The sequence below is a fragment of the Acinetobacter cumulans genome (genome assembly GCF_003024525.3).
Lineage (GTDB): Bacteria > Pseudomonadota > Gammaproteobacteria > Pseudomonadales > Moraxellaceae > Acinetobacter > Acinetobacter cumulans.
The window spans coordinates 2,615,419-2,640,872 of the sequence record NZ_CP035934.2; the positions used below are offsets into that span (position 1 = coordinate 2,615,419).

At 40.4% G+C, this 25,454-nt stretch carries 21 protein-coding genes; 10 read left to right on the top strand and 11 right to left on the bottom strand.

The features are described 5' to 3' along the window. Positions 1-48: 48 nt before the first annotated feature. On the top strand, positions 49-1,005 hold the full coding sequence (locus C9E88_RS12340; RefSeq protein ID WP_106985766.1) for an ABC transporter substrate-binding protein: 957 nt from the start codon (positions 49-51) through the stop codon (positions 1,003-1,005). A 174-nt stretch (positions 1,006-1,179) separates the two neighbouring features. Continuing rightward, positions 1,180-2,730: a hypothetical protein gene (locus C9E88_RS12345; protein WP_106985767.1), complete on the top strand. Its 1,551-nt coding sequence runs from the start codon at positions 1,180-1,182 to the stop codon at positions 2,728-2,730. A gap of 202 nt (positions 2,731-2,932) precedes the next feature. On the opposite strand, the gene C9E88_RS12350 is transcribed toward C9E88_RS12345, so the two are convergent. Beyond that, positions 2,933-4,552, bottom strand: coding sequence for an inorganic phosphate transporter (locus tag C9E88_RS12350; RefSeq protein WP_106985768.1), 1,620 nt, complete (start codon positions 4,550-4,552; stop codon positions 2,933-2,935). 479 nt (positions 4,553-5,031) lie between these two features. On the opposite strand from C9E88_RS12350, the gene metH reads away from it, so the two are divergent. The 3 genes from metH to C9E88_RS12365 all read left to right on the top strand — a co-directional run bounded on the left by metH (position 5,032) and on the right by C9E88_RS12365 (position 10,216). Then, the gene (gene metH, locus C9E88_RS12355; protein WP_106985769.1) at positions 5,032-8,724 is read left to right on the top strand and encodes a methionine synthase; all 3,693 of its coding nucleotides are present in this window, start codon (positions 5,032-5,034) and stop codon (positions 8,722-8,724) included. Positions 8,725-8,808: 84 nt separating this feature from the next. Then, positions 8,809-9,162, top strand: coding sequence for a lysozyme inhibitor LprI family protein (locus C9E88_RS12360; protein ID WP_106985770.1), 354 nt, complete (start codon positions 8,809-8,811; stop codon positions 9,160-9,162). 169 nt (positions 9,163-9,331) lie between these two features. After that, complete coding sequence (locus C9E88_RS12365; protein WP_106985771.1) at positions 9,332-10,216, top strand: hypothetical protein; 885 nt, start codon at positions 9,332-9,334, stop codon at positions 10,214-10,216. A 93-nt stretch (positions 10,217-10,309) separates the two neighbouring features. Here the strand turns inward: C9E88_RS12365 and C9E88_RS12370 are convergent, their stop codons facing one another. Both C9E88_RS12370 and C9E88_RS12375 read right to left on the bottom strand, forming a co-directional pair. After that, positions 10,310-10,672: an endonuclease domain-containing protein gene (locus C9E88_RS12370; RefSeq protein WP_106985772.1), complete on the bottom strand. Its 363-nt coding sequence runs from the start codon at positions 10,670-10,672 to the stop codon at positions 10,310-10,312. A gap of 291 nt (positions 10,673-10,963) precedes the next feature. Then, positions 10,964-12,100, bottom strand: coding sequence for a GGDEF domain-containing protein (locus tag C9E88_RS12375; RefSeq protein WP_162368843.1), 1,137 nt, complete (start codon positions 12,098-12,100; stop codon positions 10,964-10,966). A gap of 380 nt (positions 12,101-12,480) precedes the next feature. Between C9E88_RS12375 and dhaK the strand changes: the two genes are divergently transcribed. Then, the gene (dhaK, locus tag C9E88_RS12380) at positions 12,481-14,211 is read left to right on the top strand and encodes a dihydroxyacetone kinase subunit DhaK (RefSeq protein ID WP_106985774.1); all 1,731 of its coding nucleotides are present in this window, start codon (positions 12,481-12,483) and stop codon (positions 14,209-14,211) included. A gap of 104 nt (positions 14,212-14,315) precedes the next feature. Here dhaK and C9E88_RS12385 read toward each other — a convergent pair whose 3' ends face one another. The 3 genes from C9E88_RS12385 to C9E88_RS12395 all read right to left on the bottom strand — a co-directional run bounded on the left by C9E88_RS12385 (position 14,316) and on the right by C9E88_RS12395 (position 18,281). After that, on the bottom strand, positions 14,316-16,430 hold the full coding sequence (locus tag C9E88_RS12385) for a 3'-5' exonuclease (protein ID WP_106985775.1): 2,115 nt from the start codon (positions 16,428-16,430) through the stop codon (positions 14,316-14,318). Between the two features lie 93 nt (positions 16,431-16,523). Beyond that, positions 16,524-16,967 (bottom strand): hypothetical protein, encoded by a 444-nt coding sequence (locus C9E88_RS12390; RefSeq protein ID WP_106985776.1) that lies wholly within the window; start codon positions 16,965-16,967, stop codon positions 16,524-16,526. Between the two features lie 90 nt (positions 16,968-17,057). Next, positions 17,058-18,281 (bottom strand): MFS transporter, encoded by a 1,224-nt coding sequence (locus C9E88_RS12395; RefSeq protein ID WP_106985777.1) that lies wholly within the window; start codon positions 18,279-18,281, stop codon positions 17,058-17,060. A 105-nt stretch (positions 18,282-18,386) separates the two neighbouring features. Here C9E88_RS12395 and C9E88_RS12400 point away from each other — a divergent pair, with 105 nt between their 5' ends. Beyond that, complete coding sequence (locus C9E88_RS12400; RefSeq protein ID WP_106985778.1) at positions 18,387-19,169, top strand: AraC family transcriptional regulator; 783 nt, start codon at positions 18,387-18,389, stop codon at positions 19,167-19,169. Between the two features lie 14 nt (positions 19,170-19,183). Here the strand turns inward: C9E88_RS12400 and def are convergent, their stop codons facing one another. Next, entirely contained in the window at positions 19,184-19,669 is a 486-nt protein-coding gene (gene def, locus C9E88_RS12405) for a peptide deformylase (RefSeq protein ID WP_106985779.1), read from the bottom strand. A gap of 135 nt (positions 19,670-19,804) precedes the next feature. Between def and C9E88_RS12410 the strand changes: the two genes are divergently transcribed. After that, entirely contained in the window at positions 19,805-20,395 is a 591-nt protein-coding gene (locus tag C9E88_RS12410; RefSeq protein WP_106985780.1) for a DedA family protein, read from the top strand. Positions 20,396-20,521: 126 nt separating this feature from the next. Beyond that, positions 20,522-20,725: an amino acid transport protein gene (locus C9E88_RS12415; RefSeq protein WP_106985781.1), complete on the top strand. Its 204-nt coding sequence runs from the start codon at positions 20,522-20,524 to the stop codon at positions 20,723-20,725. 277 nt (positions 20,726-21,002) lie between these two features. Here C9E88_RS12415 and C9E88_RS12420 read toward each other — a convergent pair. Beyond that, positions 21,003-22,135 (bottom strand): IS3-like element ISAba14 family transposase gene (locus C9E88_RS12420; RefSeq protein ID WP_223155595.1). Its coding sequence is split into 2 segments (ribosomal slippage): positions 21,003-21,883 and positions 21,883-22,135, totalling 1,134 coding nucleotides; the frame shifts between segments, so codons are not numbered across the junction. Between the two features lie 24 nt (positions 22,136-22,159). Between C9E88_RS12420 and C9E88_RS12425 the strand changes: the two genes are divergently transcribed. Further along, complete coding sequence (locus C9E88_RS12425; protein WP_227865954.1) at positions 22,160-23,461, top strand: MFS transporter; 1,302 nt, start codon at positions 22,160-22,162, stop codon at positions 23,459-23,461. A 217-nt stretch (positions 23,462-23,678) separates the two neighbouring features. Here C9E88_RS12425 and C9E88_RS12430 read toward each other — a convergent pair whose 3' ends face one another. The 3 genes from C9E88_RS12430 to pnuC all read right to left on the bottom strand — a co-directional run bounded on the left by C9E88_RS12430 (position 23,679) and on the right by pnuC (position 25,329). Further along, a complete protein-coding gene (locus C9E88_RS12430; RefSeq protein WP_106985035.1) occupies positions 23,679-24,170 on the bottom strand; it encodes a DUF2505 family protein in 492 nt (163 codons plus the stop codon). Between the two features lie 258 nt (positions 24,171-24,428). Beyond that, complete coding sequence (locus C9E88_RS12435) at positions 24,429-24,728, bottom strand: hypothetical protein (RefSeq protein WP_106985036.1); 300 nt, start codon at positions 24,726-24,728, stop codon at positions 24,429-24,431. Between the two features lie 22 nt (positions 24,729-24,750). Next, positions 24,751-25,329 carry a nicotinamide riboside transporter PnuC gene (gene pnuC, locus C9E88_RS12440; protein WP_106985037.1) on the bottom strand — a complete coding sequence of 193 codons (579 nt, stop codon included), beginning with the start codon at positions 25,327-25,329 and terminating at the stop codon, positions 24,751-24,753. Positions 25,330-25,454 lie beyond the last annotated feature (125 nt).

Sequence of the window (25,454 nt, forward strand, 5' to 3'; positions counted from 1 at the left end):
TAATTATTCTGATACATTCATTGAAATTTTTTGGAAATATTCAAGAAGATGATTAAAAAATCATTATTGTATACTGTGATTTTAGCGCTAACTTCTCCTGTATCCAGCTTAGCTCTTGCTGCACCATTTACGTTAAAAGCCACAGAACAAAATACGATTGAACTTAAAAATGCGCCACAAAATATTGCTGTCTATGATCTTACTATACTCGATACCCTAAATGCTTTAGGTATAGACGCAAAAATTGTTCCTGAAACCAGTTTCAATGGTGATTTAGCCAAATATCAAAATAATCAATTCATTAAAGCTGGTTCTCTATTTGAACCTGATCTAGAAAAGTTAAAAGCAGCCAAGCCTGATCTTATTTTTGTAGGTGGACGTTCAGCAAAAGCGCAGAGCCAACTCCAACAACTGGCGCCTACTGTAAGCTTATCGGCTCAAACTGAGCATTATGTCGCCGACTTAGAACAGCGTACTCAGTTACTGGCAAAAGCATTTAAACGTGAAAAAATTGCCAATGAAAAATTAGCAGAAGTTAAAAAGCTACAGGCTGAACTTAAATCTTTAACACAGAATAAATCTGCGCTCATGCTATTTGTAAATAAAGACAACTACATGCTACATGCAGCCAATGATCGTTTTGGTTTTGTCTATGATTTAACAGGATTTAAATCTGTACTCCCGCTAAGTGAAAAGTCTGATGCACCACGCCCAGAAGCGGGTTCTGCTACTGCCCTTGCCTTGGCAGAAAAGAATGCTCAATTGCTTAAAAAAGCTGTGGAAGCACAACCTGATTACATCATTTTATTAGACCGTGGTGCAGTCAATACACAACAGTACACAGCAAAAGATAGTATTAAAACGCACCCCGTTTTAAGCCAATCCGATGCGGTGAAAAACAATCAGGTCATTAATGTAAATGCTGATTCATGGTATTTAACTGGTGCAGGCTTAGATAATACGATTGCAATGCTCAAAGAGCTGAAACGAGCCATTCAACCTTAAACGTAGTCAAACCGCTTGAAATCAAAAGGGAAGTTTATACTTCCTTTTTTTCATGAAATATCTCGAAATATTTTTCTACAAAACATTGGTAGTTTCTGCCAAGACCGAATCGAATTTGGCATAGATAATGTATACAAATGTATATTAACGACAATGTCAGGTGAGATATTTTGCATGTCTAGTTCTTTAGAAGGCCTCCAGTTTCCAATTTCTGCTACACAGCAAAAGCCCAGCACATCCAAAGTCGGGCGTGAAATTATTGCGGAAGCATTGGCCTCGGTCGATCACAACCTGTCACTCAAAGCTACGCAAGAAAAAAACTGGCGTAAACAATATCCAAAATATTTCAAAGCTTTGGTCCAACATGGCATTCTCAATGACCAAGCTCCGCTTCATATTGCGACTTCAGGTTTAAATAAAGCGCATCATAGTTTTGAGTTTTATCGAGATGGTGAAAAGCACTTATTAGTTGATGTGATGTCTTTGCCAGCAAAGCCTTTACATACCATTCAATTAAAAGGTGAAAGTGATGCTGCACCTGAATGGTATGTACCTTATAAAGGGCAAAACTTGCAAGGTGATGCACTTTTAGCACAGCTTCAAAATTGGCAAGATGCAGGTATTGTTGAACCGAGTCATGCTGATGCTTTAAGAGCTTGTGTAGCGCACCCAGAATGGTTCGATCTATCTGACCGTACGGTTGTACTGTTTGGTGCAGCTTCTGAGGCTGGCCCACTTACCTGGCTCTCTAAATGGAAAGCCAATATTGCCGCTGTTGATTTACCTCACCCACGTATTTGGGGCAAAATATTAGACACCGTAAAGCACGGTAATGCCACACTATATGCGCCATGTATAGAAGCACTGTCAGACGAAGCAACCGAAGCAGAGCTTAGAGAAAAGCTTGGTGCCAATCTATTGACGCAAACACCTGAAATTGCCCATTGGCTGGCACAAAGCCAACATCAATTAGACTTGGCGGCCATTGCGTATTTAGATGGTGAAAAACACGTTCGCGTATCTATGGCGATGGATGCCATTATGCAATATGTCAGTGTACAAAAGCCCGATACCAGCCTTATATACATGTGCACACCAACCGATGTCTATGCTGTACCTAAAGAAGTGGTTGAAGCATCACAAAACAAATTCACGCATCGCTCTAAAGCGCAGCAATTGCTGAGCCAAGGGATTTCTACGCTCAGTGCTCAGCACTTTTTCCAAAAGAATTCACATGACTTAATTCTTTCCAGCAATGGTCAATCCTATGGTATTGCTGATTGCTTGGTGGTGGAACAAGGACCAAACTATGCGCTGGCAAAACGTATTCAACAGTGGCGTGCCACATTAGCCCGACATAATGGTCAACGTGTGAGTATCAATATTGCGCCCTCTACAACCACGCATTCAGTGACCAAAAATCCTTTGCTAAAAGCAGCCTTTAATGGTGCTGAGCTATTTGATGTAGAAGCCTTTACCCCTGAAACCACCAATGCCATTATGGCAGCTTTATGGATACACGATCTTCGCAATCCTGAATCGGTGGCTAACCCAGAACTTAAGTTAGATCATCCACTTGAACTGATGATGAAAGGCGCAAACCACGGTGGTTTATGGCGTGTTGCATATTTAGCGCGAACTGCATTGCCATTTGCTGCAGTCTATGGCTTTGCAACAGATAAACTGCCTATCAAATCCATGCTCCGCATGTTGAAAAAAGCATAATGCAATGAATCAGTTCTTCTCATTTTCTACGACTTACACAGTCAATAAGAAGGCTTGATTAGCTACATATTCAAATGGGTTCTGTGCACGTACATGGCCTAGCTCATAAAGCCGAGCCAGAACTTAAACAGAGCACCTAAACATAAAATAACAGCATAAAAAAACGCTACCGAAGTAGCGTTTTTTTATGCCTTAAAAGTGCTTAGAACACTTGTAAGAACAACCAATATAAACCACCAGACAAACAGATTGTCGCTGGTAATGTGAAGATCCATGCTGAAAGAATGGTTTTCACTGTGGCAAAGTTCAGGCCTGATTTGTTGGCAACCATTGTACCTGCAACCGCAGAGTTCAATACGTGAGTGGTTGAAACTGGCATACCAAAACCATCTGCAGCAGCAATTGTGGTCATTGCAACAAGCTCTGCTGACATCCCTTGACCATAAGTCATGTGATGCTTACCAATACGCTCACCCACAGTCACTACAATACGTTTCCAACCCACCATAGTGCCTAGACCAAGTGCCAATGCAACAGCGACTTTCACCCATGTAGGAATGTATTGAAGGAACGAGTCTAAGTTATTACGGTATTCTTTGACGTTTTTCGCTTGATCAGCCGTCATTGCTGGAAGCTGTTCTGCTTTATCTAAACGCTTAAATGCCGTAGTACTTAAGTACATGTCGTTACGAATTGTAGAAACTTCAGTTTCTGGAATATCTTTTAGATCGCCATACTGACCCACACGCTCACCTAAGTGATCAGTTAAGCTTGCTAAAGCAGGCACAACTTCAGGGGTAATTTCTTTGGTCTGAATGTATTTGGTAATCACATCACGCGCTTTGTCATCTGCAATATCATCATGCTGTGCATAAATTGCAGTCGCTGTTTGTGCAGACAATTGTTCAAATGATTGAATATGCGCTTGGTCTAAATTCTTGTTTAAAGAATAGGCCAAAGGCACACAACCAATCAAAATCAACATGATTAAGCCCATGCCTTTTTGACCGTCATTTGAACCATGCGCAAAACTTACGCCTGTACAAGTAAAGATCAAAATTGCACGAATAAGCGGTGGTGGTGGTTTATTGCCTTCAGGTGGCTGGAATAATTCCATTTGTTTCTTAAAGATTTTTTTAACCAATAAGAACAATACCGCAGCAAATGCAAAACCAATTAAAGGAGAAAACAGTAAAGCTTTACCCACTTTAATCACTTGGTCCATGTCTACACCCGATGCACCGCTACCTGCGTGCAGAATGTAGTTCATGATACCTACGCCTAGAATCGAACCAATTAAAGTATGCGAACTAGAAGCAGGAATCCCCAAGAACCAAGTACCAAGGTTCCAAAGAATGGCGGCGATGAGCATGGCAAAGACCATTGCAAAACCAGCACTTGAACCGACGTTCATAATCAGTTCAACAGGAAGTAATGCAATAATGCCGTAGGCAACTGCACCACTGGCAACCATTACGCCTAAGAAATTACAAAAACCAGCCCACATCACCGCCACTGGTGCAGATAATGCGTTGGTATAAATCACCGTTGCGACAGCATTCGCTGTATCGTGAAAACCATTTACAAACTCAAAACCGAGCGCAATAAACAAAGCCGTACCCAATAAAATCATGGAGTAGAGGCTAAGTGCAGGAACATGCGCAAGATCAGCTGTAAGTTGAAAACCAATATAAATTAACGTTGAAATAATTAACGTTAGAAACACCGGCATAAAAAATTTCGGTGTAGGCACATGAACATTCGTCGACTTATTGTTTGTCGACTGGTGTGCTGAATCTACGGGAGTTTGATTAGAATTCATGCAAGCAAGAATGGAGGATTTAAGAATCCCCATATTGTTCAATTAAATTGTGACAATTATATGACAAAGCGGTGTCATATAAAGCAATATTTCATACTTTATTTTTTACAGCTTGCCATCAATTATGCTTATTTGCATTCAAATCAATCATTAATATTCATAGTGTTACAACCATTTCTGTTCATTTATCATTATTAAAACACGCTGTTTTTGCACCGCAAAAGATCATGTTACAAAACATGAAATATAAGCTGTACTTAAGGGTTCTACAGACCAAGACATAGCATGCTAGAGAGATATGACAACTTGATGAAGTATTTATGACAATCCAATCTTGCTACAGCAACCACTTTGAGGCACGGCGAAATATTCAACAAGCTCAACTTTGCGCTTAATAATTAAACTCAATATCAGAAATAATGAACTGAATTCTGTTAATATATTTGCCGATTTTATATTCCATCGGATTGGGGTTATTTATGTCCACGCTTACCACCCTAAAAGAGCTGCTCGCTCAACGGATTCTGATTATCGACGGTGCTATGGGCACTATGATTCAGCGTCATAAACTCGAAGAAGCTGACTACCGTGGTGAGCGTTTTGCTGACTGGGCATCTGACCTGAAAGGCAACAACGACCTTTTGGTGCTGACTCAGCCTCAAATCATTCAAGGCATTCATGAAGCCTACTTAGATGCTGGTGCAGACATCATTGAAACCAATAGCTTTAACGGCACAAAAGTTTCGATGTCTGATTACCACATGGAAGATTTAGTCACTGAAATCAACCGTGAAGCAGCGCGTATTGCCAAAGCCGCTTGTGAAAAATACTCAACGCCTGAAAAGCCGCGTTTTGTTGCGGGTGTGCTTGGACCGACTTCGCGCACTTGCTCAATCTCGCCAAATGTAAATGACCCTGCATTCCGTAACATTACTTTTGATGAGTTAAAAGAAAACTATATTGAAGCTGCGCATGCCCTGATTGAAGGCGGTGCGGACATTCTGCTCATTGAAACTGTATTCGATACCTTAAACTGTAAAGCTGCCATTTTTGCAGTGAAAGAAGTGTTTAATCAGCTTGGCTATGAATTGCCATTGATGATTTCAGGCACCATTACAGATGCCTCTGGCCGTACCTTAACCGGTCAAACCGCTGAAGCATTCTGGAACTCCGTGCGTCATGGCGACTTATTGTCGATTGGCTTTAACTGTGCTCTGGGTGCAGATGCCATGCGTCCACACGTCAAAACCATTGCAGACGTTGCCGATACTTTTGTTTCAGCGCATCCGAACGCAGGCTTGCCAAATGCCTTCGGCGGTTATGATGAAACCCCTGAACAAACTGCAGCCTTCATTAAAGAATTTGCAGAAAGTGGCTTGATTAACATTACTGGTGGCTGCTGCGGCACAACGCCGGATCACATCCGCGCCATTGCCAATGCCGTAAAAGACATTGCCCCACGCCAAGTGCCAGAAACCAAACCCGCTTGCCGTTTAAGCGGTTTAGAGCCGTTCAACATTACAGAAGATTCGCTGTTTGTGAACGTCGGTGAACGTACCAACGTGACAGGTTCTAAAAAATTCTTGCGTTTAATCCGTGAAGAAAATTTTGCCGAAGCGTTAGAAGTTGCACAGCAGCAAGTTGAAGCTGGCGCTCAGATTATCGACATCAACATGGATGAAGGCATGCTGGATTCAGAAGGCGCAATGGTGCACTTCCTGAATCTAGTCGCATCTGAGCCTGAAATTTCACGTGTGCCAATCATGATTGACTCATCTAAATGGGAAATCATTGAAGCAGGCTTAAAATGCGTACAAGGTAAAGCAGTTGTTAACTCGATCTCCCTCAAAGAAGGCTATGACGAGTTTGTGCATAAAGCGCGTTTGTGCCGTCAGTATGGCGCTGCCGTGATTGTGATGGCCTTTGATGAAAATGGTCAGGCCGACACTGCTGCACGTAAAAAAGAAATTTGCAAGCGTTCTTATGATGTATTGGTGAATGAAGTGGGCTTCCCTGCTGAAGACATCATTTTTGACCCGAACGTGTTTGCAGTCGCTACAGGTATCGAAGAACACAACAACTATGCTGTGGACTTTATTGAAGCGACAGGCTGGATTAAGCAAAACTTGCCACACGCGATGATTTCAGGCGGTGTGTCTAACGTATCGTTCTCATTCCGCGGTAACGAACCCGTTCGTGAAGCGATTCACTCAGTGTTCTTGTACCATGCTATTCAGCAAGGCATGACTATGGGTATCGTAAACGCAGGTCAAATGGCGATTTATGATGATATTGACGCTGAACTGAAAGCTGCAGTTGAAGATGTGATTTTGAACCAAAACCAAGGTGAAAGTCAGCACGATGCGACTGAGAAGCTGCTTGAAGTGGCTGAGAAATACCGCGGTCAAGGCGCAGCGCAAAAACAAGTTGAAAACTTGGAATGGCGTGAGCTTCCAGTTGAAAAACGTCTTGAGCATGCTTTGGTGAAAGGCATCACGACTTTTATTGATGAAGACACTGAAGAAGCGCGTCTTAAAGCCAAACGTCCGCTGGATGTAATTGAAGGTCCATTAATGGACGGCATGAACGTCGTAGGTGACTTGTTCGGTTCGGGCAAAATGTTCTTACCGCAAGTGGTGAAATCTGCACGTGTAATGAAACAAGCGGTAGCTTGGCTAAACCCGTTCATTGAAGCTGAAAAGTCTGGCGGTCAGTCTAAGGGCAAAGTCCTGATGGCGACTGTAAAAGGCGACGTGCACGACATTGGTAAAAACATCGTAGGCGTGGTACTTGGCTGTAACGGTTATGACATTATCGACCTAGGCGTGATGGTACCTTGCGAGAAGATTCTGCAAACGGCAATTGATGAAAAAGTTGACATCATCGGCTTGTCTGGCCTAATCACTCCGTCTTTGGATGAAATGGTGTTTGTTGCCAAAGAAATGCAGCGCAAAGGCTTTAATGTTCCATTGATGATTGGCGGTGCAACGACGTCTAAAGCGCATACGGCAGTGAAAATTGATCCGCAATATTCAAATGATGCAGTCATTTATGTAGCCGATGCTTCACGTGCGGTAGGTGTTGCAACAACTTTACTTTCTAAAGAAATGAAACCGAAGTTTGTTGAGGAAACCCGTGCAGAATATGAAAAAGTGCGTGAGCGTATTGCTAACAAACAGCCTAAAGCAGCAAAACTGACGTATGCTGAATCGGTTGAAAATGGTTTGAAAATTGACTTTGCAGCCAATGCGCCTGTGAAGCCAAACTTTATTGGTACGCAAACGCTGACCAATTATCCATTGGAAACTTTGGTTGAATACTTCGACTGGACACCGTTCTTTATTTCGTGGAGCTTGGCGGGTAAATTCCCTGCGATTCTGACTGATGAAGTGGTGGGTGAAGCAGCAACTGACTTGTATGAACAAGCGCAGACCATGCTGAAAGATATTATCGACAACAAACGTTTTGATGCACGTGCTGTCTTTGGTATTTACCCTGCTGCCCGTTCAGCTGCGGACACGGTTCAAGTGTTTGATGAAACTGCGAAAACAGTGACGCATACTTTTGAGCATATCCGTCAGCAGTCTGACAAAGTAACGGGTAAACCAAACTTGTCATTGGCGGACTTTATTGCGCCTGCGGATGCAAATGTTGATGACTACTTGGGTGGCTTCACTGTATCGATCTTTGGTGCAGAAGAAATGGCAAATGAGTACAAGGCCAAAGGCGATGACTACTCTGCAATTCTTGCGCAATCTTTAGGTGACCGTTTTGCAGAAGCGTTTGCGGAACATTTGCATGAGCGCATTCGTAAAGAGTTCTGGGGCAACCAAGCGTCTGAAACCTTAAGCAATGAAGAATTGATTAAAGAGAAGTATGTGGGCATCCGTCCTGCACCGGGCTACCCTGCTTGTCCTGAGCATTCTGAAAAAGCGCCGTTGTTTGACTGGTTAGGTTCTACCGACAAGATTGGCACGCAATTGACGACTAGCTTTGCAATGTGGCCACCTTCATCTGTCAGCGGTTTCTATTATGCAAACCCTGAAAGCCAATACTTTAACGTGGGTAAAATCGCAGGCGATCAGCTTGAGGATTATGCGAAGCGTAAAGGTTGGACTTTAGATGAAGCGAAGCGTTGGTTAGCGCCGAATTTGGATGATTCAGTTCAGTAATTAGTTTGAAAAAAATCCCCTCGAATGAGGGGATTTTTTATTTATAATCAAAAATCTTAAAAACACATAAACGAATTTTATAAAATGAAAAAAATATTCTTACTTTTAGTTTTACCTTTTATTTCATCTTTTGCTTTTGCAGAGTGTAAAACAAGTAATGTTTATGATGAAATTGCCTGTTATGAAAAAGAATTAAAATCTAATAAAACCAAGCTCAACCAAACTTATCAAAAGCTCTATAACACTATGAATGAGGAAGGTAAGAAAATTTTAGAAACCTCTCAAAAGAATTGGTTGTTATATAAAAATAGTCATTGTGATGAATTAGTTTCTTATCTTTCTAGTGGCGTACAAGGTGCAGGCTCTAAGTTAATCAATCTATCATGCAATGCCGATCTTATTGATCAACGAATTAAAGAACTAAAAGATTTACTTTAATTTTTAGGTAATCCCCCTAAATCCCCCTTTTACAAAGGGGGACTTTTGCGTATCTAATGAGTTACGTGACTGCTCCTCCCTTTATTAAAGGGAGGTTGGGAAGATTAATTGATTAATATTAAAAGTTAGGTGATATTATCTAAATCTTAAAAACATATATATTTTTAAAATGAATCATATATGCGCGCTTTGCCATGAATCAAAAGAGTTAAAAGAAAGCCACTTTATACCCAAATTTGTTGGTAAATGGCTTAAAAAGACTAGCGCTACAGGATATCTTAGAAATGTAGATAACATCAATAAAAGGCAACAAAATGTTATTAAGGAATACCTCTTGTGTAGCGATTGTGAGCTTCTATTTTCAAGTTGGGAAAAACAATTCTCTGAAAAAATGTTTATACCTTTTTTAGATCAAAAAAACTATGTTATTGAGTATAAAGATTGGTTAGCAAAATTCTGTGCTTCGCTTTCATGGAGAACATTAATCTACATAAGAAATAAGAATTCTAATTTTGAAAATGAAAGTGAATACTTCATAAATCAGATCGATCTTGCTGAATTAAACTTAAGAAATTTCATTTTAGGTAAACAAGATAATTTATATAAATATGAACAACATATCTTTCCTTTATCTGAAATAGACACTCCACCTAAATCACTAAACTTACCAAGTAACATAAATAGATATTTTCTTAGAAGTATTGGTGTAGATGTCTTACAAGGAGATAATGATATTTACACATTCACCAAACTTCCTACCTTTCTTATCTTAGGAATTGTGAATTCCAATTTTTCATCAAAAATGAGGGCAAGCCGGGTTTCTTTAAAACAAGGAATATGTAAACCATCAAATCTTGTAATGCCAGAATATCTGCTTGGATATATGAAGAATAAAGCTTTAGAAATCCAAGAAAAAAGAAGAAGTATGTCTAATGATCAACAAGAAAAAGTAGAGAAAATGGCTTTAGATAATCTCGATAAAACTGCCGACTCAAAATCTTTTGAAGCTATTATGCATGATTATAATATTTTTGGTGATGCAATATTTAAATAATCCCTCCTAACCTCCCTTTGAAAAAGGGAGGAACAACGCGAATCCAAAATCTTCTTCTAATTCGCGTGAAGTCCCCCTTTAGCAAAGGGGGATTTAGGGGGATTCTTTAAAACAGTAATGATAAATAGCCTCCTCAACCCCAGCAATCTCCCCCAACACCTGCCCATTATCAAATCTCAGCACCTTCAACCCAAGCTGAGCCAAAGCCTCATCTCGAACTCGATCTGCTTCCAATCCTTCATCCATATAGTGCTGACTACCATCACACTCAACGACTAAATTGGCAGCAGGACAGTAAAAGTCGACGATGTAATTCAAAATTGGCTTTTGCCTATAAAATTGCAAACCTAGTATTTGCTTATTGCGAAGCCGTGACCACAACAACTTTTCAGCATCAGTCATATTGTTACGCAGGTCGCGCGAAACTTGTTTTAAATTTTTATTGTAAGGTTTCATTTTATTCTACTTTTTTAATATTTTAATCCCTTCTCTTGCGCCATACATGGCTCACCTTTGAAAAAAGGAGGAACACCGTGAATCCACAACTACCATCAAATTCGCGAGAAGTCCCTCTTTAACAAAGATGAGAAACTACGTTTCGCAAGAGGGAGATTCTTTAAGACAGTAATGATAAATAGCTTCCACTACTCTATCAATCTCATTCATCATCAGCCCATTATCAAATATCAAACCCCTCACCCCCTTGCGAGGCAGTGTTTCTCCTCCCATAAGGAGGAGATAAATCAATCATGCTAATACAGCAAACTGCACCTGATTCCGCCCATTTTCTTTCGATTTATATAGAGCCTGATCCGCCAAACGCGTCACTTCATCCATGCTCATACCGTCTTGTGCAGTCGCAATACCAAAACTCGCAGTTACTTTCAAAACACTTTGATCTGGCAGAGTGATCTCCAATGCTTCAATAGCCTGACGACAGCGTTCCGCAATTTCTAAAGCCTTTGCCAAGTCCTGATCGGCTAGAACTAGAGAAAACTCTTCTCCACCAAAACGACCAACCTTATCTTGCTCACGAACTGCATGTCTGAGCACATGGGCAACTTGGCGCAATACTAAGTCGCCGGCTTCATGCCCATAACTATCATTAATTTTTTTAAAATGATCTAAATCCAAAAGAATCATCGAATATTTTTGGAAATTCTTTTGATGTCTTTTATTCACAAATTCAGATAAATAACGACGGTTGTATACCCCAGTTAAACCATCAATTTGGCTCAAAATTTCAATTTTCTGATCACGATTACGCCACTGACGCAGCAATATCTCAAAAAATAATGCTGAAGTTATTAATATGGGAGAATAAAGAATCAACATACTTTTAAGCCAAAAAGTATTGCTGTACAAATCACTTTGATTTAGCTGATCACTAAATAAAGGCGCATAAGCCAATGTACCAATGGCCGTGAAATAACACATCGCCCCAAAAACCAAGGTCACAATCAGCATAATGCTATAAATAACTTTGGGTTTATAAAATACAAAGCCTATCAGCAAAATATTCAAAATTCCGCCCATAGATGCAGGGCTATAAAGGCCAACGCTTTTGGCTGAATACAGCAGCAGTAGCCCAAAAAATAGCGGAATAAGCCAGCCCATAACATGACGGAACTTCGCATTTTGCTTAAATGCTAAAGCAAGCAAAAGTACAAAGGCGGTTAAAAATATCTGACACCACGTGGTAAAAATACGCTCATCATGATAGCTCTGACTAAACCAAATTTGGTTTGCAGACTCGTAATTCACCACATACCAACTCAAATGCCCAAGCAAGATCAGCAGCGCAAATACAAGTAAAAGTATGCCCTTATTAAAGTCTGGCCAGTAAATGAATACATCTTCTGTCTCAAATAAATGAAATTTCAAAGACTTAAAATATTCAATTATTTTATTTTTTATTCTTAGCATTGTGCCCATATATATTTATAAATCAAAAAATTTAATGGCTGTTCCAACTGATATCCTTTTGTTTAAATTTAAGGATTGCTTTTCTTTATAGCACCATTAGCCATGTTGATCTGCAAAACTTTAGGCCTCTTTTTAACAAATTATTTAAGCCCCTTTTAACGTTGCAATTTTTCCCTATCGCAAATGAGTAATCTTCATTTTTAGAAGGCCATTCAATTAAAGAACACAACCTTTAATCAAAAAATTGCGTTTTTACACTTTTATGTCAGCAAACATGATGTTTTTCGATAATAATAAACTTTTTACATTCTCCCCTATAAATATAGATTGGTACATCCATGAAAAAACTCATAAACAACCCTGAAAATCTGGTTGTTGAAATGTGCAAAGGCTTTGTTCTTGCGCATCCTGAACTTGCATTTACTGAGTCACACAAAATCATTTCACGTAAAGAAAAACACCACAACGTGGCATTGATCAGTGGCGGTGGTAGCGGTCACGAACCTGCACATGCAGGCTTTGTTGGTACAGGTATGCTCGATGCTGCCGTATGTGGTGACGTATTTGCATCACCTTCACAAATTCAAATCTACAAAGCACTGCAGCACGTCGCAACAGACAAAGGCGTGTTGATGATCATCAAAAACTATTCTGGCGATATGATGAATTTCCAAAATGGTGCAGCACTGGCAACTGATGATGGTATTAAAGTTGATTATGTGAAAGTGGCAGATGACATTGCCGTCAAAGACAGCCTATATACTGTGGGTCGTCGTGGTGTGGCTGGCACAGTATTTGTGCATAAAATTGCGGGCGCTGCAGCAGCTCAAGGTTATGAACTTTCACGTGTAAAAGAATTAGCACAAAAAGCTGCCGACAGCGTGACCAGTCTTGGCTTTGCATATACCTCTTGCACCGTTCCAGCCAAAGGTACACCAACATTTACATTGGCCGATGACGAAATGGAATACGGCGTTGGCATTCACGGTGAACCAGGTATTCGCCGCGAAAAAATCCTGCCATCTAAAAAATTAGCACAGCGTATTGTGGATGACCTGTTCCTTGACCGCCCAGACCTAAAAGAGGTAGCGGTACTGGTAAATGGTTTTGGCACTACACCATTACAAGAGCTGTATGTATTTAACCATGATGTCTGCCAACATCTTGCCAATAAAGGCATTAAAATTTACCGCACTTTCGTTGGTAACTACATGACCAGCATCGACATGAACGGTGCGTCTGTATCGCTTCTTGCACTAGATGATGAGCTAAAAACCTATTTAGATGCCGAAGCCAGCACACCTGCATTTAAAATGGATGGCTCTCCTGCGCTTCCGCTTGAGTTTTCTAACCAAAATGAAACTGCTGAACGCAGTATCAATACAGATGTAGAAACGCATCCAGAGCATGCCAAAATTTCTAATGAGCAGTTCACTATTGAAAATATGCGCTATGTAGTGGATGTTATGAGTGCATGTATCATTAAAAATGAAGTGCCATTTTGTGAATTAGACGCACATGCAGGTGACGGCGATTTCGGCATGAGCGTAGCTAAAGGCTTTAAACAGCTAAAACGTGAATGGCATCAGCTGGTACAAGCCGACCGCATGGATGAATTCCTACTCAACTGCTCAATGATTATTATGGAACATTGTGGTGGCGCGTCTGGCCCAATTTGGGGTTCAGCATTCCGTGCTGCAAGCAAAGCTATTAAAGGTAAAACCACGTTAAGTACCGCAGATTTTGCAGACATGCTACAAGCTGCGGTTAAAGGCATTCAAGTAACTGGCGAACGTTCATTTGGGCGTGGCGCAGTGGTCGGTGATAAAACCCTCATTGACGCCTTAGTGCCATGTGCAGATTCATGGTCTGCCCATACCGATAAATCGTTTAAAGAAAACTTTACATTAGGTGCAAAAGCGGCTGTTCAAGGCGCCGAAAAGACTAAAGAAATTGTAGCGCGTATGGGACGTGCAGGAACTGTGGGCGATCGCAGTCTTGGCTATCCAGATGCTGGCGCACATGGTTTAGGTGTAATCTTTACAGATATTGCTGAACATTTGAAATAATGGTTTGAATCTAAAAAAGCCCTAATTACTTTGCAGTTTTTAGGGCTTTTTATGGTTTGAAATATCATTATATTTCAGCAATGCGAGTCATGATCTTCAACCGCTTAATCAATCAAACGTAGTTTACGCAGTCTTGCACGAATCCCGCCAATTTTACGGTTATGGCGCAGTGCAATCTCCTTAATTGGTAGCTTTTCATCCATAAAAGCATCAATCAGGCGAACTTCTTCATCTTCTGTCCATTTTTGGCCAATCATTGAGTCTGTTTCGGTTTCTGGCTCAGCACTTTCTGCTTCATCTACCGCTTTTTCAATGCTGACCTGCACGGAACTTTCTTCTGGTTCTTGGGGTACTGCTGTTTGCTCATAAATTGCTTTTATATCAGCAAGAAAGCCTTTATTTTCACATCCTAAAATAAATAACTTATTCTGCGCACGAGTCATGCCCACATACGCCAGCTTACGCTCAGAATCTAAATCTCGATTCTCTCCCAGTCGTGGCATGTGGTCCAACCCAACAAAAAATACATGCGGAAACTCTAAACCCTTAGAAGATTCTACATTCATAATTTTGATGGTATTTTTATTCAAATCGAGTGCTTTCTTTTCTGCACTGTTGAAAATCAATTCAGCCTCAGCATCTGGAACATAACTTTCCAGTTTGGTTTTCAGCTCATGCACAAAAATATCGTATGCAGTCGATTTCGCCTGTAACACTGCAATATCTCTCGGCGCGATATCCGACTTCAGCAATTGTCGAATTTTACGGGCAATTAAATCAGCCAAATGGCGCACATCATTTTCATGATAAATACTTGGATATTCACCCGTTTTACACTCCCCTGTATCGGGGTCTAAAACACGGTCATATTCATCACTATTCTGTAAGCTCTCGAACTGCTTTGGATTTAAAAATGCTTTGGCAATATCTAAAATTTCTTTGGTATTACGGTAGCATTTATACAGTTCAACAGGTTTTTTGCCTTGTACCTGTAAGCCCACTGAACGCCAGCTGGGCTTTTTACGGTTAAAAATATTTTGCGCAGGGTCATAACAAAACAAAATGTTATTGCTTTCTGCTTTGACTAATTTTGACAGGCCAATAATCCACTCTTGTGCAAAGTCCTGCCCTTCATCAATCAAAATGGCATCATATTGTTCGGTTTCAGATAACCCGCTTTCCTCAAGATAATCCAATAAAATTTGACCGACACGACTGTTATAGTCAGTCTGTTTCTCATTTTTCAGCATCGACAGATTTGCACTGGTAATTTTCTTTACCACACTATGGAAGTTCAGTACTTCGATTTTGTCATTAAAATCATCACCAAACATTTGGCTGAGATGATTGCAAAGTGAATTGTTATAACACACCACTAAAATTTTATAGTCTGGATAAATCGTCTTTAAATATTTTGCGCGACAAGCTAAAACCAGTGTTTTACCGCTACCTGCCACACCTTTTAAAATGCGATGACCATCGCCAATATTTTTGGCAATAGATTCTTGTGATAAATCGAGTGCTTTTACGTCTTGTGGCTCTACGGCAAATAATTCATCTTGCTTAAATTCATTGACACGAATTTCAGGGAAAATCATATAGCGTAAAAATTTTTCCTCAGCATAAGCTAGGGCTTCAAATGGGAAGGCAACTTCTTTAAAAGCATGAATCAGTTTTTGTTTGAAAGTTTTATTCTCTGCAACTAAGCGTAAATCATCTTTATAAATGGTTTTATGTTCGGAGCTAATTGCAGGCAAACTCAAGCCAATTTCATTGGCTTCTTGCTGTTTCAGCTCGGTGTAAATAACACAGCTTGTGATTGGAAATTTAACATTGCCTTGATAAGGCCCATTTTGCTGTAAAAATATTGCGGTCTTTTTAAATTGATTCAGAATATTCAGCATGCATTTACGCACCTGCATTTCTGGGTTTTGTACGGAAACACTTTTGGCATTATTCTTATTATAAAAACGTCCCGTAAATGTTTCTGGGTTTAAGGTTTCAAATCTGTCTTTAGACCAGTCTTTAACTTCTATCACCAATAAGCCGTGCTTTGGTAACCAAACAATAAAATCCGTATAACGGTTGAGTGCTTTCGGTTCATGCCAAATAATGGCATTTTCATCCTTAAAAACATGCTCCAATAACTGATAGACTTTTCTTTCACCGCTACTGGCTGATCTTAATTGTTGAATACTTGGGGGAATCAGTTCAGCCACAGTGATTATTCTCTAAATCGTAATTAGTTGATTAATTAGAAAAATTATAATCAAAAATGTTAAATAGTCCACCACTTTTACTTTGAATATCAATTAATTATTCAAATTTATTGTGAATACATTCAAATGATGCATCATTTCTCGAATCATTACAAAGTAAGCCCATAGCTTAAAATCATGCCCTACTTTGTTCGTATAATATTCTAGTCGCTCCACCCACTCATTAAATGCATGTTCCAGCATATTTCGGTCTATGTGCTTTGCATCATTAAAAAACAGCGTGCTGATTTGTCGCATAGATTCATCAGCAGTTTGTGACTTCCGCTGTTTGCGAAAATCCAGCTTCAGCTGTTCCAGTAGTTCTTCAATCACATAGATCATATTTTCAATCGCCAAAGCATCGATACCGCCAAAACGCACACTTTGCGCAATGATAAAATTCAGACCTTTTGAAATTTCAATTATTTGCCCGTCTACTTCAAATTTCAGCTGTTCATCAGCCAGTGAAAATGCAATCTCTGCTTGCGAATCGCTCATGAGCATATTCTCCTAGCAATCTTCAATTCAAACCCAGCATTGACCTAATAAAAAGCGCCACCTGATTGATCCTATCAGACAGCGCGATGATTAGCCTACAGGCTTAATCTGCGTCTTTGGCAAAAAGAATGTTGCTAAACCCAGTAAAGGCAACAATGAACAAACACCAAACACCCATTCAATGCCATTCATATCTGCCAAATAACCCAAACCCGCAGCAGCAATACCACTTACACCAAACATTAAGCCAAACATTAATCCTGCAATCATGCCTACGCGACCAGGTACGGCTTCTTGCGCATAGACCACCATAGCAGCGAAAGCCGATGACATCACTAAACCCACGATAATAGACAGCACGGTCGTCCAAAATAAATTTGCATAGGGCATGATGAGTGCAAAAGGCGCCATGCCAATAAAAGACACCCAAATTACGGCTTTACGGCCAATTTTATCGCCAATCGGCCCGCCAGCAAATGTGCCCAAGGCAACGGCTGCCAAAAAAGCAAATAAATGTAGCTGGGCATTTTGCAAACTTAAGCCAAATTTATGCATTAGATAAAAGGTGAAATAGTTGCTGATGCTGGCGATATAGGTAAATTTGGCAAACATCAGCACGCAAATAGTTGCTAATGCAATAAACAGCTGTCTGCCTTGTAGCTTGCTTTGTACCTGCTGTGCTTTTGATGTGGCTTGGCTAAGGCTATGTTTAATATTCCAGCGACTCACAGCAAACAGTACCCAAATGGCCAACAAAGCAAAGACCACCAGCCATGCGACTGCATGCTGTCCAAAAGGGACGATAATCAACGCGGCCAATAGTGGGCCAATAGCAGAACCTGTGTTCCCACCAACCTGAAATGTAGATTGGGCTGTGCCAAAACGACCACCTGATGCCATACGCGCCACCCGCGATGCTTCAGGATGAAAAGTCGATGACCCTACCCCAATGAGGGCAGAAGCGATCAGCAGTACGGTAAAACTTGGGGAAAAAGCCAATAGCACAATACCACTGAACGTAACAACCATGCCCATTGGGAGCAAATAAGGCTTAGGATGCTTATCGGTATAGAGGCCAATCCATGGTTGCAATAATGAAGCTGTCAGTTGATAGACCAGTGAAATCAGACCGACTTCTGCAAAACTCAGTGAAAAGTTGACTTTCAGCATCGGGTAAATAGCAGGTAAAACCGCTTGTATTAAATCATTTAGCAGATGCGCTACCGCAACTGCACCCACAATTTTAATCACCATACCTTGTGGCTGCGTACTTGCTACGTCAGCATCATTCTTCACGGGTATTGAAGCGTTCATTGCCCGTTCACTCCATGTCTGTATTGATCGATTTTTGATTGTAAATTGTCACTCATAGCATTATCTTCCAATAATCATTGTATAAGTGACAAAAATGAGGCCTGCATGCATAGCTTGCTGATTGAAACTGAAATGTCGGAACTGGTCATTGGCTTATCTTCTGAGCATAGCTATCGGGAGATTACGCCACCACATCATCATTCGCGGGCACAATTTCTCTATGCATCTAGTGGCATGATTCAAGTGTATACGCCCAACCATGTTTGGATTGTACCGCCTATGTGTGCGCTGTGGATTCCTGCTGGGATCGAGCACAGTGTCATTTCACTTAGTCATGTCAAAATGAATACGGCGCTGGTCGATACAGCAGCCGCGGACCTGATGGGCCAAAATTGTTTTATTATTCGTGTAAGCAAACTACTGCATGAACTACTGATTCGCTTAAATGCGCTCGAAAGTATGCCACCATCTGAAGTGCTGAGCGCAGATGAGTTATCACGCTCGTTGCAAATTTTAATCTTCGATGAAATTCATAAAGCAAATCTGTTGCCTATTCAGATTCCTTGGCCACAAGACAAACGCCTGCTACAAATATGTAAAACCATGTTAGATACACCCGACCAACTGAAGGATTTAAGCACATGGGCCGATGATATTGGCACAAGTGCGCGTACCCTCATGCGTATGTTCCAAAAAGAAACGGGGCTTTCTTATCGGGCTTGGATTCAGCAAATGCATATCGCGCATGCGCTAAGTAAAATTTCAATTGGCGAATCTGTGGCACAAATCTCTAGGACACTTGGCTACAGTAACCCCAGTGCTTTTAGTGCCATGTTTAAACGGCATTTGGGACAAACACCACAGCAGTTTAGGCAAGGGGCTAAATAATGCCGAACATTATTTTAATCTGTTAAACGTTCAACAAAGAGCACGCCATTTAGATGATCTACCTCGTGTTGTACTATACGTGCAGGAAAGCCTGAAAACTCTGTTTCGATCTGCTCGCCTTGTACGCTTCGATAACGCACACGAATTTGGGCAGCTCGTGCAACTTGACCACGCCTGTCTGGCACACTCAGACAGCCTTCTTCACCATCTAAGGTCTGTTCAGACTGAAACACAATTTCAGGGTTAATCATCACAGTTGCATCCATTTCAGGTGCATCGGGATAACGCACATTAGGACGTGAAGCCACGATAATAATTCGCTTAGAAATATACACTTGTGGTGCCGCAATACCGACACCATTGCGGTCCAGCATGGTTGCATGCATCGCCTGCGTTAGCTCAGTTAACCACGGACAATTAAACTCAGCTTCACTCACTGCAACAGCCACTAAATTCAGAATAGCCTCACCTTGTTGTGCGACAGTTAATACCGTATTCATACAAGTTACTCCAAATATTAAAGGTCTATTTGTCAGGTATTTTATTTAATATAAATTATTTGATGCTTTTTCATTATGGCTTAAGCCTCGTAAGAGAGAATAAACCTGCTTTGGATTGAGATTAAGTAAATTATTATGTTTGACTGGTCTGCCTTATTGCAACATTACGGCTATTTAGCTGTATTTGTCGGTGCATTTTTTGAAGGCGAAACCGTATTAATGCTCGGTGCTTATGCAGTACATCAACACATTTTATCTTTTTGGCCTCTGGTGGGAATTGCCATGGTTGGTGGCTTTTTAGGCGATCAACTGTATTATTTCATTGGTGCAAAATATGGCTACGGCTTTATTCAAACTCGCCCACGGCTCAATCAAAAATTTGAACGTGCCAGCCAAATTATTGCGCGTTATCCCACAGTTGCCATTTTAATCATGCGTTTTTTATGGGGCTTAAGAACCATCATCCCCATGAGCTTTGGCATTATGCATTATCCAGCACTGCGCTATTTAGTGATCAATTTGATTGCCAGTTTTATCTGGGCCTTTGTGGTCGTGAGTGTCGGTTTACAGGTCAGTCATTGGCTTCATATTTTTTGGCACATGCTTCTGCCCCATCAACATAAAATTGTCATTATTGGCGCAGTCATCTTCTGTATTTTGTTGGTGCGTATTGTGTATGGCCGTTTCGCCAAAAGCACTGAGTCCTCAGAGACGCGCTCATCTTAATCAATTTAATCTCGCAATTTAATCTCGCAATTGAGTCACCGAGATATAAAATACTGATACACATGCACTTAAGTTAATTTTCAGTTCCTGTTGCTATATATGTAATTTTACAGGGAGGAAGTTAGCGTGAACGCGACTATACTTTTATTGGGTGTGCTGTTTAGCTCCATCGGCTTCGGCTATTTTTTATATGGTAAAAAACAACAAAAATCGGTGCCCTTGATCTGCGGTATTGCTTTAATTATTTACCCTTATTTTATTGAAAACATCAGCATCATGTTGGCGCTTGGCCTTATTCTTTGTGTGATTCCTAAATTTATTCGTCTATAAACTTCATCTAAAGCATATTATTTTTTAAATATTTACATGATAAGTAATACAAAATTATATAATTAAAAGTTATTAAACCACCAATAAAGTTTGATTATTCAAGCAGATATCCCTTATCTACAATCCAAGGATACTGACTTGTTTTACCTTGGATTTTCGCATGGAAGCTCATCCACGCTTAACTCGTGAAGACAAACGAACACTTGGCCTCTCCTCAGAGGTGGTCCCACTTGTTTGAACAACTAAAAGCGTATTTATAAGTGATATTCCGCTCTAGTTAAGCCACCTTGTTTTGTTGGGGTAGCTGATCATAGTAAAACTCATTTGGTGTCATTTTGTCTAGACTCGAATGAGGTCGTTTCAAATTATAAAACTCAAAATATGCACTTAATTGCTTTTTCGCATCTGTGACACTGCTATAAGCTTTGAGATACACCTCTTCATATTTAACGCTCCGCCATAATCGTTCAACCATCACATTATCTACCCATCGACCTTTACCATCCATACTGATTTGAATGCCATTTGATTTCAATACATCAATAAATGCATCACTGGTAAACTGGCTGCCTTGGTCTGTATTAAATATTTCAGGTCGACCATATTTTTCAATCGCTTCATTTAAAGCCGAAATACAAAAATCCACCTCCATACTAATCGATACTCTATGCGCAAGTACCTTGCGGCTATGCCAATCAATCACAGCACATAAATAAACAAAGCCTTTTGCCATAGGGATATACGTTATATCCGTAGACCACACTTGATTACTGCGCTGAATAGCCAATCCTTTGAGCAGATATGGATATTTACGGTGAGCTTGATTAGCCTGGCTTAAATTTGGTTTGCAATATAACGCCTGAATACCCATTTTCTTCATTAAAGTACGTGTATGACGTCGTCCTATATGATGTCCTTGACGATTCAACAAATCACGCATCATACGACTGCCTGCAAAAGGATATTGCATATGTAATTCATCAATACATCGCATCAGCTTCAGATCTGATGCACTCACAGGTTTTGGGCGATAGTAATAACAACCACGGGAGACTTTCAGCAGCTTAGCTTGCTTAGATACTGAAATCTGAAGTGAGTCGTCGATTAACTTTTGTGGTTGAAGCGGCCCAGTTTCTTCAACACACCTTCTAAAAAATCAATTTCTAATGCCTGCTCACCGATTTTTGCATGTAGTTTTTTTAGATCGATGGGTGGTTCTGTTGGAGCTTTTGATTGATCGAAAGCTTGCGAGGAAGCTGAGATCAATTGATTTTTCCAGTCAATAATTTGGTTTTGATGAACATCAAACTCAGCACTCAATTCAGCAAGTGTTTTTTCTGCTTTAATCGCAGCAAGTGCTACCTTAGCTTTAAAATCATTTGAATGATTTCTTCTTGGTCTACGTGCCATAAAATACTCCATATATTGATGTTTATAACATCATTTGAGGAGCAGAATATCACTTATAGGAGTTGTTCAAATTTACGGATCCATCTCTCCTCATTAGGTGGCGCGCTTGAGTTCTATGACTTCGTGATTTATGTTTTTTACGCCAAAATTATTTCTGAATTATTTTTCCCAAGTACACTCAGTCCATTTTGGGCCATGCTCAATACTTATGGCATTTTTGCAGCAGGTTACTTCTTCCGCCCATTGGGTGGCGTGGTCATGGCGCATTTTGGTGACTTAGTGGGCCGCAAACGCCTATTTAGCTTGTCTATTTTACTCATGGCTTTGCCTACCTTACTCATTGGTGTCATGCCAACCTTCGAAAGCATTGGTTATGCAGCGCCCTTATTACTCTTACTTATGCGTATGGTTCAAGGCATTGCAATTGGCGGTGAAATTCCAGCAGCTTGGACCTTTGTTTCTGAACATGTACCTGAAAAGAAAATTGGGATTGCCAATGGCCTGCTGACTGCGGGTTTATCCTTAGGCATTTTGTTAGGTGCTTTAATGTCACTGTTTATTTCGCTCAAATTTTCTGAAGCTGAAATTCACGACTGGGCATGGCGTATTCCCTTTATTGTTGGCGGTATTTTTGGTTTTGTAGCGCTGTATTTACGTAGTTACCTCAAAGAAACTCCTGTATTTAAAGCCATGCAAGAGAAAAAAGCACTGGCAAAAGAACTGCCTGTTAAACAGGTGCTGGCAAAGCATAAAACAGCTGTCGTAATTGGTATGTTGTTTACATGGTTCTTAACAGGCTGTGTCGTGGTCCTGATTTTGGCCATGCCCAACTTACTCAGCACAGGCTTTGGCTTTGAACGTGCCGATGCGTTTAAAATGCAAAGTGCGGCCATTATTATGCAAATGGCAGGTTGTATTGTTGCAGGCTTATTGGCAGATCGCTTAGGTGCGGGCAAAGTCATGCTATTTGGTTCTTTACTCGTCACTGTACTGGCTACTGTGTTTTACAACAGCTTAGGTCATGTTGCTCCATCGACTGTGTTTGTGTTGTATATGCTTTTGGGCTTTAGCTCAGGTACTGTCGGAATGGTGTCTTATAGCATGGTGAAAATGTTCCCTGCACAAATTCGTTTTACAGGCATTTCATTTTCATACAACTTGGCCTATGCCATTGCTGGAGGCATTACTTTGCCATTGGTACAGTGGTTAAGCGCGTTTAGCCCAATTGGTGCTTTGTACTATGTTTGGGTGGTATGCATGGTGGCATTCTTCACAGCCATGCTGTATCGCGCAAAATTTGAGAAAGCCAACTTTCGGCCGAGCTAATGGCGCGAATTAAATTAAATCGTTAAACAATGATTATTAACAAAGTATGTGCTAAAAAAAGGCTGGGCAACACTTAAAACACCTCATCCTTGAAACTCAAAAAGAGCAGTTAAACTGCTCTTTTTTATATATGCATGATGCTTAACACGTGCATTCTGACCAAGCTTTTACATTATAAGACATGCACGATTAATCAGGTCTAGCGCTTAAGCTTTATTTATAAATGCTTGCGTAATTCGTCTTCAATAATTTCAATTTCGACTTGGCTAAAACGACGGATTTCGCTTTCAGCATGACGTTCTAACATCCCACCAATGAGTGGTACTTTAATATTCACATTCCAATCTAAATGAAATACCACATGAGTGTCATCGCCAGTCACACGGCGTTGGCAGTTGGCCTTAAGTGGAAGATTTGGCTTTAAAATCACTTCTGAGGTCATGGCCTCTAAATTACTCACATCCGTGCGATGTAAACGAAATGCATCTTTCAAAAATTTTTTCGCAGTGTCAGGAATTTTTACATCTAAGTTATAAGCACGCTTCAGCGTATAAATATCGCCCATTTTTTCTGATTCAATAATTTCAAGTTGCTCCCCTGGAATGCGCTTACACACAGCTTCGTGTAGTTCTGTTCGAGCAGCTAAACGTTTAAAATCTTGTAATGAAATGCCTTGAATTGAAGCTTGCACAGTAAATTGATGCGCCATGTTATACCCTTTTTATATTTCGTTTTATTGTTGTATTCATCACTGTAGCATTACAGTTTGATTTATAGCTTATGCTATTGAATAACTCATACTATTAAATAATTTAAATCGAGTCTTTACATTGACTATAGATCTACATTTTATCGGCAAACTGGCCTATCGTTGCAAACTTAACCATCATTTGAGCCAACCACCTAAATATGCCAATACTGCAACATACAATAAAAGTTGATACCGCTAAATCGCCTAGAGCCTAGTTCATACCAACTTTAGCGCATGCTTATGCCCAAATCGACCACACCACAACACACTGATCTGGGTGGCATAATCAATCTGCATATATTGTGCTAAATATTGAAGCTTCATACAGTAATGCTCTGCACCATCATCTAAACCAGATACAATCATTTGTGTGGCTTTAGGAAAGTCCTGCAACCACGGTATTGCATAAGCGTCGCTAAGCTGCGCAAAATTTAGAAATTGCTCAGGTGTTTGATAAATTTGCTCGGCCACGGCATCAAACTGCTTTTGTTGCTCAAGCTTGAAATCAATTAACATGTTCTTTCTCTACCATGTCATTTTATCCACTCGGCATGCTCTGTTGTTTGTGTTTCGCCTGCAACCATGTATACCAACCATAGGCCGCCAACAGCACAAAAACGGCATATAAACCCGCTGTTAACAGTAAATCTTTATAAATAAACATGCCGACATAAATAATGTCTACCACTACCCAAAGTACCCAAGTGGCAATATATTTTCGACTGGTCCAATAAGTTGCCAACAAACTAAAGGCTGCCAATTGCGCATCCAGCCACGGCACGGCCGCATCGGTGAGGAATTTTAAGCCAGCCCCAAACAGCACCCCAAACAATGCAGTCACTGCAACTTGTAACCAGAGCTGACCCTGTGGCAAAGGCTCAATACGAATTTCATGATCTGTGGCTTGACCTTGCTTCCACTGTAAAAAGCCATACACTGCCAATCCCATAAATAAGATTTGCAGAATGGTTTCACCATACAATTTATAATCAAAGAAAATAAAAGCATAAAGCACATAAGCCAATAAATTAAACGGCCAGCACAACATGTGGCGACATACCGTAAGTGCAACCGCAATACAACTCACCAGTACCGCAATAATTTCGAGCTCCGACATGCCTGTCGCCTACTTTATTTTAAAAGCGCTATTATGGAAAAAAATACAATAACTGCAATCCTCTTTCTGTTATGCACGCCTCTTTCTGCTCATGTGCTTTCTGAACGCGTACGTATACAACCATC

Coding starts and splice junctions, on each gene's coding strand:
- def (WP_106985779.1), bottom strand. CDS start 19,669: ATGAATACGGTATTAACTGTCGCACAACAAGGTGAGGCTATTCTGAAT.
- C9E88_RS12340 (WP_106985766.1), top strand. CDS start 49: ATGATTAAAAAATCATTATTGTATACTGTGATTTTAGCGCTAACTTCT.
- C9E88_RS12400 (WP_106985778.1), top strand. CDS start 18,387: ATGCATAGCTTGCTGATTGAAACTGAAATGTCGGAACTGGTCATTGGC.
- C9E88_RS12345 (WP_106985767.1), top strand. CDS start 1,180: ATGTCTAGTTCTTTAGAAGGCCTCCAGTTTCCAATTTCTGCTACACAG.
- metH (WP_106985769.1), top strand. CDS start 5,032: ATGTCCACGCTTACCACCCTAAAAGAGCTGCTCGCTCAACGGATTCTG.
- pnuC (WP_106985037.1), bottom strand. CDS start 25,329: ATGTCGGAGCTCGAAATTATTGCGGTACTGGTGAGTTGTATTGCGGTT.
- C9E88_RS12365 (WP_106985771.1), top strand. CDS start 9,332: ATGAATCATATATGCGCGCTTTGCCATGAATCAAAAGAGTTAAAAGAA.
- C9E88_RS12430 (WP_106985035.1), bottom strand. CDS start 24,170: ATGGCGCATCAATTTACTGTGCAAGCTTCAATTCAAGGCATTTCATTA.
- C9E88_RS12350 (WP_106985768.1), bottom strand. CDS start 4,552: ATGAATTCTAATCAAACTCCCGTAGATTCAGCACACCAGTCGACAAAC.
- C9E88_RS12395 (WP_106985777.1), bottom strand. CDS start 18,281: ATGAACGCTTCAATACCCGTGAAGAATGATGCTGACGTAGCAAGTACG.
- C9E88_RS12370 (WP_106985772.1), bottom strand. CDS start 10,672: ATGAAACCTTACAATAAAAATTTAAAACAAGTTTCGCGCGACCTGCGT.
- dhaK (WP_106985774.1), top strand. CDS start 12,481: ATGAAAAAACTCATAAACAACCCTGAAAATCTGGTTGTTGAAATGTGC.
- C9E88_RS12360 (WP_106985770.1), top strand. CDS start 8,809: ATGAAAAAAATATTCTTACTTTTAGTTTTACCTTTTATTTCATCTTTT.
- C9E88_RS12410 (WP_106985780.1), top strand. CDS start 19,805: ATGTTTGACTGGTCTGCCTTATTGCAACATTACGGCTATTTAGCTGTA.
- C9E88_RS12435 (WP_106985036.1), bottom strand. CDS start 24,728: ATGTTAATTGATTTCAAGCTTGAGCAACAAAAGCAGTTTGATGCCGTG.
- C9E88_RS12390 (WP_106985776.1), bottom strand. CDS start 16,967: ATGAGCGATTCGCAAGCAGAGATTGCATTTTCACTGGCTGATGAACAG.